Annotated in this window: 9 protein-coding genes and 2 pseudogenes; all 11 read left to right on the forward strand. The window is 61.6% G+C overall.

Going from position 1 to position 12,963, the window contains the following annotated elements; translation table 11 throughout:
* Positions 1-19 precede the first annotated feature (19 nt).
* Complete coding sequence (purB, locus tag SD70_RS01865) at positions 20-1,315, forward strand: adenylosuccinate lyase (RefSeq protein ID WP_041045068.1); 1,296 nt, start codon at positions 20-22, stop codon at positions 1,313-1,315.
* 10 nt (positions 1,316-1,325) lie between these two features.
* Positions 1,326-2,268, forward strand: a pseudogene (locus SD70_RS01870) (phosphoribosylaminoimidazolesuccinocarboxamide synthase).
* Positions 2,269-2,321: 53 nt separating this feature from the next.
* Positions 2,322-2,561 carry a phosphoribosylformylglycinamidine synthase subunit PurS gene (gene purS, locus SD70_RS01875; RefSeq protein WP_041045070.1) on the forward strand — a complete coding sequence of 80 codons (240 nt, stop codon included), beginning with the start codon at positions 2,322-2,324 and terminating at the stop codon, positions 2,559-2,561.
* A 33-nt stretch (positions 2,562-2,594) separates the two neighbouring features.
* The gene (gene purQ / locus SD70_RS01880) at positions 2,595-3,293 is read left to right on the forward strand and encodes a phosphoribosylformylglycinamidine synthase subunit PurQ (protein WP_041045072.1); all 699 of its coding nucleotides are present in this window, start codon (positions 2,595-2,597) and stop codon (positions 3,291-3,293) included.
* Positions 3,268-5,517: a phosphoribosylformylglycinamidine synthase subunit PurL gene (purL, locus tag SD70_RS01885; RefSeq protein ID WP_041045074.1), complete on the forward strand. Its 2,250-nt coding sequence runs from the start codon at positions 3,268-3,270 to the stop codon at positions 5,515-5,517. Before purQ ends, purL begins: the two co-directional genes overlap by 26 nt.
* On the forward strand, positions 5,502-7,223 hold the full coding sequence (purF, locus tag SD70_RS01890; RefSeq protein WP_231570982.1) for an amidophosphoribosyltransferase: 1,722 nt from the start codon (positions 5,502-5,504) through the stop codon (positions 7,221-7,223). The genes purL and purF overlap by 16 nt, the downstream gene beginning before the upstream one ends.
* Before the next feature lie 449 nt (positions 7,224-7,672).
* Positions 7,673-8,716: a phosphoribosylformylglycinamidine cyclo-ligase gene (gene purM / locus SD70_RS01900; RefSeq protein ID WP_041045078.1), complete on the forward strand. Its 1,044-nt coding sequence runs from the start codon at positions 7,673-7,675 to the stop codon at positions 8,714-8,716.
* Entirely contained in the window at positions 8,716-9,363 is a 648-nt protein-coding gene (gene purN, locus SD70_RS01905; RefSeq protein ID WP_052486956.1) for a phosphoribosylglycinamide formyltransferase, read from the forward strand. The genes purM and purN overlap by 1 nt, the downstream gene beginning before the upstream one ends.
* Before the next feature lie 25 nt (positions 9,364-9,388).
* The gene (locus tag SD70_RS01910; RefSeq protein ID WP_041045080.1) at positions 9,389-10,567 is read left to right on the forward strand and encodes a phosphoribosylaminoimidazolecarboxamide formyltransferase; all 1,179 of its coding nucleotides are present in this window, start codon (positions 9,389-9,391) and stop codon (positions 10,565-10,567) included.
* 43 nt (positions 10,568-10,610) lie between these two features.
* Complete coding sequence (locus SD70_RS01915; RefSeq protein ID WP_052486957.1) at positions 10,611-11,339, forward strand: IMP cyclohydrolase; 729 nt, start codon at positions 10,611-10,613, stop codon at positions 11,337-11,339.
* Between the two features lie 18 nt (positions 11,340-11,357).
* Positions 11,358-12,619 (forward strand): annotated as a pseudogene (gene purD, locus SD70_RS01920) (phosphoribosylamine--glycine ligase).
* Positions 12,620-12,963 lie beyond the last annotated feature (344 nt).

A 12,963-nucleotide genomic window follows, 5' to 3' on the forward strand; every position in this document is an offset into this window, starting at 1 on the left:
ACGGAGTGGAGGACCAACCATGTTAGAACGGTACAGCAGACCGGAGATGGCGCGCATATGGACGGAAGAGAACAAGTTCAAAGCTTGGCTCGAGGTGGAGCTGCTCTCGTGCGAAGCTTGGGCTGAGCTCGGCGTCATCCCCAAGGAGGACGCGGCGGCGCTTCGCCGGAGCGCCTCCTTTAACATCGAGCGCATTTACGAGATCGAGCAAGAGACGCGGCACGATGTCATCGCCTTCACCCGCGCCGTGTCGGAGACGGTCGGGCCGGAGCGCAAGTGGGTGCACTACGGGCTCACTTCCACGGACGTTGTGGATACGGCGCTCGGCTATTTGCTCAAGCAAGCCAACGACATTCTCGAACAGGACATTATACGCTTCATCGCCATTTTGCGCGATAAAGCTATCGAATATAAGCATACGCCGATGATGGGCCGCACGCACGGCGTCCACGCCGAGCCGACGACGTTCGGCCTGAAGATGGCGCTCTGGCACGAAGAGATGAAGCGCAATCTGGAGCGCTTCCGCGCAGCCGCCGACCGCGTCCAGTACGGCAAAATTTCCGGTGCCGTCGGCACGTACGCCAACGCCGATCCGTTCCTCGAGCAGTACGTGTGCGAGAAGCTCGGCACGAAGCCGGCGCCGATCTCGACGCAGACGCTGCAGCGCGACCGGCACGCCGAGTATATGGCCACGCTGGCGCTCATCGCGACGTCGCTCGACAAGTTCGCAACCGAGATCCGGGCGCTCCAGAAGAGCGAGTTCCGCGAAGTCGAAGAGCCGTTCGCCAAAGGCCAAAAAGGCTCGTCGGCGATGCCGCACAAGCGCAACCCGATCGGCTGCGAGAACATCAGCGGCCTGTCGCGCGTCATCCGCGGCCATATGCTGTCCGCCTACGAGAACGTGCCGCTCTGGCATGAGCGCGATATCAGCCACTCGTCGGTGGAGCGGATCATTTTGCCCGATGCCACTACGCTTCTGGACTACATGCTGAACCGGTTCGGCAACATCGTCAAAAACTTGACCGTGTTCCCGCAAAACATGCTGCGCAACATGCAGTCCACGTACGGCGTACCGTTCTCCGGACGGGTTATGACGAAGCTGATCGACAAAGGCTTCTCCCGCGAGCAGGCGTACGATACCGTGCAGCCGCGGGCGATGCAAGCTTGGGAAGAGCAGCGCTCGTTCCGCGACATTATCGAGAGCACGCCGGCCATAACGGAAGTGCTCGGCCCTGCGGAGATCGCCGATTGTTTCGATCCGAGCTGGCACCTGAAGCATGTCGATACGATTTTCACTCGATTAGGATTGGAGTAGACGACAGCCCATGACCGATACGAATACGAACCCCGTAAACGCGGGCGCAAATCTTGACGCAGGCGGTGCGCTCATCACGGCCGAAGGCCTGGTTAACGCACCGCTGGCTTACAAAGGAAAGGTCCGCGAGCTGTACGATCTCGGCGAACATTATTTGATCGTCGTCACGGACCGCATCTCCGCTTTCGACTACGTGCTGAAGCCGGGCGTGCCGGAAAAAGGGATCATGCTCAACAAGCTGAGCGAATTTTGGTTCGATCGCACCCGCATCCTGTTCCCGAACCATGTCGTGCACACGGATCTGAACGTACTGCTGAACGACGGCATCGTGCCTGTCGAGCACGCGGCCAATATCGCCCACCGGTTCATGGTAGTAGAGAAGGCGATCCGCATCCCGGTGGAGTGCGTCGTCCGCGGCTACTTGACCGGCAACGGCTGGCGCCAGTATCAGGAAACCGGTAAGGTGGGCGGCATCGAGCTGCCGTCCGGGCTGCAAAAAAACGCGAAGCTGGAAAGCCCGATTTCACCCGCCGCTCAAAACAGACGTCGGCCACGACGAAGACATTACGTTCGAGCAGCTGGAAGAGCGTTTCGGCGAGCGAATGGCCCGCCGCCTGCGCGACCGCAGCTTGCAAATGTATGCGATCGGCCGCGATTTCAGCGAGTCGAAGGGCATCATTTTGGCCGATACGAAATTCGAATTCGGCTTCATCGGCGATCAGCTGCTCATTATCGACGAGATGCTGACGCCGGATTCGTCACGTTACTGGTCGGCCGACAAGTATGAACTCGGCGTCGAGATCGACAGCATGGACAAAGAGCCGGTGCGCACGTATTTGGCGAACTCCGGCTGGGACAAAAACAGCGAGCCTGCGCCGCTGCCGGCGGAAGTCGTGGCAGAAACGGCCCGCCGCTATAAAGAAATTTACCGCCGTCTGACGCAAACGAAGTAACGAATCGCCGCTTCATCAGACCATATACCCGTATAGAGGAGAAGGAGATCCATATGAAAGCGAAGGTGTACGTCACCATCAAGCAAAACGTGCTCGACCCGCAGGGGAGCGCCGTTGAGGGCGCGCTGCACTCGCTCGGCTTCGAGGAAGTCGGCAAGGTGCGCGTCGGCAAGTTCGTCGAGCTGGAACTGCAAACCGCAGACCGGGGCGAGGCGGAAGCGCGCGTGAAAGCGATGTGCGAGAAACTGCTCGCCAATACTGTCATCGAAGACTATCGCTACGAGCTGGAGTAGCAGGCGATCGCCAACTTGAAAGGGGACCGAGTCATGAAATTTGCGGTGCTGGTATTTCCGGGATCGAACTGCGATATCGACTGCTACAAGGCTGTTGAATCGACAATCGGTCAACCGGTCGACTACGTCTGGCAAACATCGACGGATCTATCCGCTTACGACGCCATTTTGGTGCCGGGCGGCTTCTCTTACGGGGATTATCTCAGATGCGGGGCGATCGCCCAATTCGCTCCGGTGATGGGGGCGCTGAAGCAAGCGGCCGAGGACGGCAAATATATTCTCGGCATTTGCAACGGGTTCCAGATCCTGACCGAAGCGCGGCTGCTGCCGGGTGCGCTGCTGCGCAACAAAGCTTTGAAATTCCGCTGCCACAGCGCCAAGCTGCGCGTCGTGAACAACGAAACGCCGTTTACGCGCGATTACGCCGAGAACGAGCTGATCGACATTCCGATCGCGCACGGCGAAGGCAACTATTATTGCGACGAGGCGACGCTGAAGGAATTGCAGGCGAATCGCCAAATCGTGTTCCGCTACGAGGCGGGCAACAACCCGAACGGTTCCGTCGACGATATCGCCGGCATCTGCAACCGCGCGGGCAATGTCGTCGGCATGATGCCGCACCCGGAGCGGGCGGTGCACGAGCTGCTCGGCTCGGCGGACGGCAAGCGCATGTTTACATCGATACTGAACGCATGGAGGGAACGCAGTGGCGCAGCAGTTATCGGCGGCTAAAGAGCCGAACGCGGAGCAAATCGCGGAGCAGAAGCTTTACAAGCAGATGGGCGTCACCGACGACGAGTATGCGCGCATTTGCGGCTTCCTCGGGCGGAAGCCAAACTATGTCGAGATCGGCGTGTTCAGCGTCATGTGGTCGGAGCATTGCTCGTACAAAAATTCCAAGCCGGTGCTGCGCCGTTTCCCGACGACCGGTCCGCGCGTCCTGATGGGACCGGGCGAAGGCGCAGGCGTCGTTGACATCGGCGACAACCAGGCAGTCGTATTCAAAATCGAGTCGCACAACCACCCGTCCGCGATCGAGCCGTACCAAGGCGCCGCGACGGGCGTGGGCGGCATTATCCGCGACATTTTCTCGATGGGGGCGCGGCCGGTTGCGCTGCTGAACTCGCTTCGTTTCGGACGGCTGGAGAACGACCGCGTGCGGTATTTGTTCGAGCATGTCGTGTCCGGCATCGCCGGCTACGGCAACTGCATCGGCATCCCGACGGTCGCCGGCGAAGTGATGTTCGACGAAAGCTACGAAGGCAACCCGCTCGTCAACGCGATGTGCGTCGGCCTCATCGATCACGATAAAATTCAGAAGGGCGTCGCCAAAGGCGTCGGCAACCCGGTGTTTTACGTCGGTCCGGCGACGGGCCGCGACGGCATTCACGGCGCGACGTTCGCGTCCGAGGAGCTGACCGCCGAATCCGAGGCGAAGCGCCCGGCGGTGCAAGTCGGCGACCCGTTCATGGAGAAGCTCGTCATGGAGGCGTGCCTGGAACTGATCGACTCCGGCATCGTCCTCGGCATTCAAGATATGGGCGCGGCAGGACTCACCTGCTCCAGCGCCGAGATGGCATCCAAGGCAGGTAACGGCATCGAGCTATATCTCGATCGGGTGCCGCAGCGCGAGGAAGGCATGACCCCTTACGAAATGATGCTGTCCGAATCGCAGGAGCGCATGCTGTACGTCATCCGGCCGGAGCATGAAGCGCAGGCGCGGGCGATTTTCGACAGATGGGGCGTCATCTGCGCGAAGGTCGGCAAAGTGACCGACGACGGCCGCCTGAAGCTGTTCCACCACGGCGAGCTTGTTGGCGACATGCCTGTCGGCGCGCTCGTCGACGAGTGCCCGGTATACAACCCTGCGTCGCAGGAGCCGGCCTACTACCGCGAAAATGCCGCCATCGACACGCTGCGCTATCCCGAGGCGGCAAATTTGACCGAGACGCTGCGCCGCATTCTGGCGTCGCCGACGGTAGCGAGCAAGGAGTGGGTATACAACCAGTACGATTCGATGGTGCGCACTGAGACGTTCGTCCGTCCGGGCTCGGACGCGGCGGTCGTCGGCGTGCCCGGCACGCGCAAAGCCTTGGCGATGACGACGGACTGCAACGGCCGCTATGTGTACCTCGACCCGGCGGTCGGCGGCCGCATCGCCGTAAGCGAAGCGGCGCGCAACATCGTCTGCTCGGGCGCATTGCCGCTCGCGGTGACGGACAATCTGAACTTCGGCTCTCCGGAGAAGCCGGATATTTTCTGGCAGCTGGAGCAAGCGACCGAAGGGATGGCTGAGGCGTGCCGCGCGCTCGAGACGCCGGTCATCGGCGGCAACGTATCGCTCTACAACGAGAACGCCAAAGGCGCGATTTATCCGACGCCGGTCGTCGGCATGGTCGGCCTCGTCGAAGACGTCGATCACATTACGACACAAGGCTTCAAAGCCGAAGGAGATATCGTGCTGCTGCTCGGCGATACGAAAGCGGAGCTTGGCGGCAGCGAGCTGCAGTACGTGCTGCACGGCGTGACGGAAGGCCGCCCGCCGGAGCTGGATTTGGCGGTTGAGAGGGCTTTGCAGCAGGCGGTGCTGGAAGCGATTCGCGGCGGTCTCGTCGCTTCGGCGCACGATTTGTCGGAGGGCGGCCTCGCGGTCGCGCTTGCGGAATCGTGCATCAGCGGCGGGGGCATCGGCGCGTCGGTAGCGCTCGAGACGGAGCTGCGCCCGGACGTGGCGCTGTTCAGCGAGAGCCAGTCGCGCATTCTGCTCAGCGCCCGCCCGGACAAGGCGGACGCGCTGCAGGAGCTGCTCGCGGCGCGCGGCGTACCGTGCCGGGCGATCGGCACGGTCGGCGGCAGCGAGCTGCGCATTACGGTTAACGGCAAGGAAGGGGTTCGCTCGGACGTCGCTCAGTTGGAAAAAGCTTGGAAGGAAGCGATCCCATGCTATATGAAGTAAAAGCAGCGGATGAAGAGGGCAGTAAAGGCGGCAGCGCCGCTATGCCCGCGCGAGGCAATGCGGCTGGCGTTGCGGCCGGTGATGCGGCCGGTGATGTATCCGCTGGCGCCGCGTCCGCGGGTGCAATGGCGGGCAGAACAGCAGAAGGTAGCCCAGCGTCCGCAGCTACGGTGGCAAGCGGAACGACGTTCGGTGGCACAGCGTTCGGGGGTGCGGCAAACGAGGGCGCCGCGTCCGACGGTGCTGCGCTCTGGAGCGGCGCGTATTACAACGAAGGCGCGTCGCCGCGCGACGGCTGGACCGACAAGCTGCGCGAGGAGTGCGGCGTGTTCGGCGTGTTCGGCCACCCGGATGCCGCCCAGCTGTGCTATTACGGGCTGCATGCGCTGCAGCACCGCGGCCAGGAAAGCGCCGGCATCTGTACGGCGGACAAAGATCATTTTGAATATCACCGAGGCATGGGCCTGGTCAAGGAAGTATTCAGCAACGATATCATGTCGGGCCTTAAGGGGACGGGCGCTATCGCTCACGTCCGCTATTCGACGGCGGGCGAGAGCAAGCTGCAAAACGCCCAGCCGCTAGTGTTCAAATACCGCGAAGGGGACCTGGCTATCGCCACGAACGGGAACCTCGTCAACGCTGGCGAGCTGCGCCGGAAGCTGGAGCGGCAAGGCTCGATTTTTCAGACGACGAGCGATACCGAGGTTTTGGCACACCTTATCGCGCGCTCTCAGTACGACGATATTGTTGATGCCGTTAAAGATGCGCTCGGCCAAATCGTCGGGGCTTACGCGTTCCTCGTATTGACGAAGAATAAGCTGATTGCCGCGCTCGACCCGAACGGTCTGCGGCCGTTCGTCATGGGCCGTCTCGGCGACGCGTATTTGTTCGCCTCCGAGACGTGCGCGTTCGATGCGGTCGGCGGCCAGGTCGTGCGCGATGTGCAGCCCGGCGAGCTGCTTGTGCTGGATCAAGACGGCTTGCACGAGGGCCGGTTTGCCGAGGGGCAGAAGCGGGCCATTTGCGCTATGGAGTACATTTATTTTGCGCGGCCGGACAGCGATATTGACGCCATTAACATTCACTCGGCGCGCAAACGGATGGGCAAAAGGCTGGCCATCGAGTCGTTCGTCGACGCCGATGTCGTCACCGGCGTGCCGGACAGCTCCATCTCGGCGGCGATCGGGTACGCCGAGCAGACCGGCATCCCGTACGAGCTTGGGCTGATCAAGAATCGCTACACCGGCCGCACGTTCATTCAGCCGAGCCAGGAGCTGCGCGAGCAAGGCGTCAAAATGAAGCTGAGCGCCGTGCGCAAAGTGGTAGAAGGCAAACGCGTCGTCATGATCGACGACTCCATCGTGCGCGGCACGACGTCGCTGCGCATCGTGAACTTGCTGCGTGAGGCGGGAGCGACCGAGGTGCATGTGCGAATTTCGTCGCCGCCGTTCAAAAACCCGTGCTTTTACGGCATCGATACGCCGGATCGCAAGGAGCTGATCGCGGCGCAGAAATCGGTGGAGGAAATACGGAAGGCCATTAACGCGGATTCGCTTCATTTTCTCAGTCAGGAAGGGCTGCTGGAGGCGATCGGGCGGACGGCGGCGGAGGAAAACCGCGGCCACTGCACGGCGTGCTTCGACAACCGCTACCCGACTGAGCTGGCGGAGGACGCCAAGCTCGGTTGCGGCTGCGGCTGCGATTGACGGCGGACTGTGCGGCGGTCGCTGTGCTTGCGGTTGCTTTGCTTGCAGAAGCTGCGCTGCGGCGAGTATCGCCGTTGCGCGGCCCGCGCGGCGGAACGGATCTGCGGTTGGCATGCGTAGCTCGGCGGACCGTGCTGCAGGACCGGACTTGCATTTGGCGAAAGGCCACTGCACTCTTGGTACGGCGGCTTTACGTTCGGCCATAGCGGAACCATGTTCCGTTATCCCTTCATTTCCCGCTTATTTCCCGGATATAGCGGAATTGTGTTCCGTTATATCCGCTCTACACATGCTGTTGGCTCGATTTTGCAGGCGATAGCGGAACTAGCTGCCGTTATTTTGCGGGGAAGCCGCATTTTGCCCTGATTAACGGAACCGAGTTCCTTTATTGGCTTCGGACAACGCCATGCCGAGTTAGGATATTTCATAAATTCAAGGAGTGGTAGCACGTGTCGGACGCGTACAAACAAGCCGGAGTGGACATCGCCGCAGGCAACGAGGCGGTCGAACGGATGAAAAAGCACGTCAAGACGACGTTCCGGCCGGAGGTGCTGACGGAGCTTGGCGGCTTCGGCGCGCTCTTCGGGCTGAACAAAGACAAATATGATGAGCCGGTGCTCGTCTCCGGTACGGATGGCGTCGGCACGAAGCTGAAGCTGGCGTTCGCGATGGATAAGCACGATACGATCGGCATCGACGCGGTGGCGATGTGCGTCAACGACGTCGTTGTGCAAGGCGCGGAGCCGCTTTTTTTCCTTGACTATTTGGCGTGCGACAAAGTGATTCCGGAGAAGATCGAGGCGATCGTCAGCGGTATCGCGGACGGCTGCCGCCAGGCAGGCTGTGCTCTGATCGGCGGCGAGACGGCGGAGATGCCCGGCATGTACGCGGAAGGCGAGTACGACATCGCAGGCTTCACCGTCGGCATCGCCGACAAGAAAAACATCGTCGACGGCCGTGCGATCCGGCCCGGCGATACCGTCCTCGGCCTCGCTTCGAGCGGCGTGCACAGCAACGGTTTCTCGCTCGTGCGCCGGCTGCTGCTGGAGCGCAAGGGCTATAAACTGACCGACCGGCTCGATCAGCTTGGCGGAGCCGTTTTGGGCGATGTGCTGCTCGAGCCTACGCGCATTTACGTGAAGCCGCTGCTCCGTCTCATGGAGACGGTACGGGTCAAAGGGATGGCGCACATTACCGGCGGCGGCTTTCTGGAAAATATTCCGCGCGTCCTGCCGGACGGCACCGGTGTCGAGATCGATTACGGCTCATGGCCGATCCAGCCGATATTCCAACTGCTGCAACAAGCCGGCGACGTTTCCAACAACGATATGTTCCGCACGTTCAACATGGGCTGCGGCATGATCGTCGTCGTTGCGGAGGACGATGCGGAGGCGGCGGTCCGGCTGCTGCGCGAGCAGGGGGAAGACGTATACCGGATCGGCCGCGTCATCGCCGGAGATCGAACGGTGACGTTCCGAGGGGCGACGGTCTGATGAAACTGCAAGGGAGCGCTCCCAAGGCACCCGCATCCCCTTACCGGATCGCGGTGTTCGCCTCCGGCAGCGGATCGAACTTTCAGGCGATCGTCGATGCGGTACGCGCCGGACGGCTTGACGTCAGCGTCGAGCTGCTCGTCTGCGACCGGCCAAAGGCCAAAGCCGTAGAGCGGGCGCAACACGCCGGCATCGACGTGCTGGCGTTTCGGCCGAAAGACTACGGCTCCCGCGAGGAATACGAGCGAATGATCGTAGGCGAGCTGCAGCGGCGCGGCATCGATCTGATCGTGCTGGCCGGCTACATGCGAATCATATCGGCAACGCTTCTCGAGCCTTTTGACGGACGCATCGTCAACATTCACCCGTCGCTGCTGCCGTCGTTCCCCGGCGTCGATGCGATCGGGCAAGCTTTGACGCACGGCGTCAAAGTGACGGGTGTCACCGTTCATTTTGTCGACGGCGGCATGGACACGGGCCCGATTATCGCCCAGCGCGCGATCGAAATTCGCGAGGACGATACCGCCGATACGCTTGCCGCGCGCATCCATGCCATCGAACACGAGCTGTATCCGCTTGTCATAGGCCTCATCAAACAAAACCGCGCAACGCTGCTGGAAGACGGACGTACGGTACGCATTCAATAAACGAGATAAGGACGGGAGAAAACGAATGTCTGAAGTGAGAGAGCTTTCCTTGCGATACGGCATGAACCCCCACCAGAAAGACGCAAAGCTGACCGCAGGCGGCAAGCCGCTGCCGATTCATGTGCTGAATGGCGATCCTGGCTTCATCAATTTGCTCGACGCGCTCAACGCGTTCCAGCTCGTGCGCGAGCTGCGCAAAGCGACAGGGCTGCCTGCCGCCGCTTCTTTCAAACACGTCAGCCCGGCCGGGGCGGCAGTCTATGCGCCGCTCTCGCCTGCGCTGGCCAAAGCGTACTTCGTCGAAGGCGCGGAGCTGTCGCCGCTGGCGACCGCCTACGCCCGGGCGCGCGGCGCCGATCGCATGTCGTCGTTCGGCGACGCCGCAGCGCTTAGCGACACCGTTGACGCGCAGGCGGCGCAGCTGCTGAAGCGCGAAGTGTCCGACCTGGTCGTGGCGCCGGGCTATACGCCGGAAGCGCTGGACATTTTGAAGCAAAAGAAGTCCGGCAAGTACCTCATTTTGCAAATCGATCCCGACTACGTTCCGGACCCGATCGAAACGCGCACGTTGTTCGGTCTTACACTGCAGCAGCAGCGCAACAACGCGGAGCTGGACGAATCGTCGTTCGAGCGCATCGTAACCGAAAACAAGGAGCTGCCGGACAGCGCCAAGCGCGATCTGCTCGTAGCTCTCATCACGCTCAAATATACGCAATCGAACTCGATCTGCTACGCGCTGGACGGGCAAACGATCGGCATCGGCGCGGGCCAGCAGTCGCGCATCCACTGCACCCGGCTCGCCGGCGACAAGGCCGACCGCTGGTATCTCCGCCAGCATCCGATCGCGCTGAGCATGAAGTTCAAACCTGGACTGCCGCGCGCCGAGCAAAACAACGCGATCGACCTGTGGCTCGAAGAAGAGCTGACGCCGATCGAGCAGAAAAGCTGGGAACAATGCTTCGAGGAAGTGCCGCGCCGCCTGACGCGCGAGGAAAAGCGCGAATGGCTCAGCGGCCTGACCGGCGTCGCCTACGGCTCGGATGCATTCCTGCCGTTCCGCGACAACATCGACCGCGCCAGCCGCAGCGGCGTCAAGTACGTCGTGCAGGCCGGCAGCTCGATGCGCGACGAGGAAGTGGTGCAGGCGGCCAACGAATACGGCATGGTCATGGTGTACTCCGGCGTCCGGCTGTTCCACCACTAATCCGGCTTACGAGCCTATGCGAAAGAGAAGGGAGCTTGGCGTTATGGCGGCAGCATGGCAAGCGTTGGCGGAACGCACGATCAGCGATTTGAAGCATAATCCGTACCCGGGGCGGGGCATCATTATCGGCCTCACGCCGGACGGCTCGAAATACGTGCAAGTGTACTGGATCATGGGGCGCAGCGAAAACAGCCGCAACCGGATTTTCGTCGCCGAAGACAACGGCTTCCTGCGGACGGAAGCGCGCGACCCGGCGAAGCTGTCCGATCCGTCGCTCATCATTTACTACCCGGTTCGCCATACGAACGGCGCGCATATCGTGACGAACGGCGACCAGACCGATACGATTTTTGACGCGCTGCAAGCGGGCGGCACGTTCGAGCAGGCGCTCGCGACGCGTACGTACGAGCCGGACGGCCCGAATTTCACGCCGCGCATTTCCGGGATCGTCGATTTGAACGACAAGCAGAACGCCTACAAGCTGTCGATCCTCAAATCGAACGAGAACGACGAGACGCAGACGAAGCGGCAATATTTTCACTACGAGAATGCGATTCCCGGCTACGGCCATTTCATCTCCACGTACGAAGGGGACGGCAATCCGCTGCCGTCGTTTGCGGGCGAGCCGAAGCTGGCGCCGCTGTTTGACGACGCGGACAAGACGGCGCGCTTTTACTGGGAACTGCTCAACGACGATAACAAAATCTCGCTGCTCGTCAAAACGATCCGCCGCGATAACGGCCAAGCCGCGCTGACGGTCATCAACAAGTAAGCCAGGAGGGGGAGGCCCGTGCAAGTAATGGTTATCGGCCGCGGAGGCCGCGAGCACGCAATCGTATGGGCACTGCGCAAAAGCCCGCAGATTACGAAGCTTTACTGCGCCCCCGGCAACGGCGGCATCGCTGCGCTGGCGGAGTGCGTGCCGATCGGCGAGCTGGAGTTCGGCGCCATCGCTTCTTTCGCCAAGCAAACCGGCATCGACCTCGTGTTCGTGGCACCGGACGATCCGCTGTCCGCGGGGCTTGTCGACTACCTCGAGGAACGCGGCATCCGCGCTTACGGACCGCGCAAAAACGCGGCTATCATCGAAGGCAGCAAAGTATTCACGAAGGAGCTGCTGCGCAAGTACCGCATCCCGACGGCAGAGTACGAGTCGTTCGAAGCGTTCGAGCCGGCGCTCGCTTACCTCAAGCGGCAGCGCATCCCGATCGTCATAAAAGCGGACGGCCTCGCCGCAGGCAAGGGCGTTATCGTCGCCCGTTCCTACGAAGAGGCGGAGAAAGCTTTGCGCGACATTATGGTCGACAAAGTGTTCGGCGAGTCCGGCAACGCCGTTGTCATCGAAGAGTTTCTTGAGGGGCAGGAAATGTCGCTGCTCGCCTTCGTGGACGGCGAAACGGTGCGGCCGATGGTTCCTTCGCAAGACCATAAGCCGGTGTTCGACGGCGACAAAGGGCCGAACACGGGCGGGATGGGCACGTACTCGCCGGTGCCTCATATCCCGCAGGCAATCGTCGACGAAGCGATCGAGACGATCGTGAAGCCGGCGGCGCGGGCGATGGTCGCCGAAGGCCGGCCGTTCCGCGGCGTGCTGTACGCCGGGCTCATGATAACGGAGCAGGGGCCGAAGACGATCGAGTTCACGCCCGCTTCGGCGATCCGGAGACGCAAGTGCTGCTGCCGCGGCTGGAGACGCCGCTGCTCGACATCGTGATCGCCACGCTGGACGGGACGCTGGCCGAGCTCGACATCCGCTGGAGCGAGCAGGCAGCCGTATGCGTCATCCTCGCCTCCGGCGGCTATCCGGGCTCGTATAAGAAAGGCCTGCCTATCGAAGGTCTCGCCGACGTGCAGGACGCGCTCGTGTTCCACGCCGGAACGGCCGTGGGCGAAGACGGCACGCTCGTCACCAACGGCGGCCGCGTGCTCGGCGTCACCGGTCTCGGCCGCGATATCGCGGAGGCGCGGCAGCAGGCTTACGCCGAAGCGGACAAAATCCGCTTCGAAGGCAAGCACTATCGCACCGACATCGCGATGAAGGCGCTGCGGTAAGGAAAAAGGTCCTGTTACAATGCGGTGGTGAGCCGCATATAACAGGACCTTTTCGCGCGTGTAGTGGACAACAGCTTGAATCTAACGTACAATCGCTCTCCTGAAGATAACTCCTTTCAGGAGATTTTTATTTTCGCCGGCAAGTTTGTTCGATTGGCGTAAATATCGTGGCGTGGCTTACGAAGCGGGCTTGGCCATGTAAAGCTTGGACGCCCGCTCATCCTTAAAAATGCTCCCGGGTGGGTCTGGCTCATCGATAATAAGGCGTTGCAGGCTGGCATTGAAGCAGACAAGCCGGACGACTTTGTTTCGCTAGGCAGGAAGGCTAAAGAATCGCTTCGCTA

The organism is Gordoniibacillus kamchatkensis (genome assembly GCF_000829455.1).
GTDB lineage: Bacteria > Bacillota > Bacilli > Paenibacillales > NBRC-103111 > Gordoniibacillus > Gordoniibacillus kamchatkensis.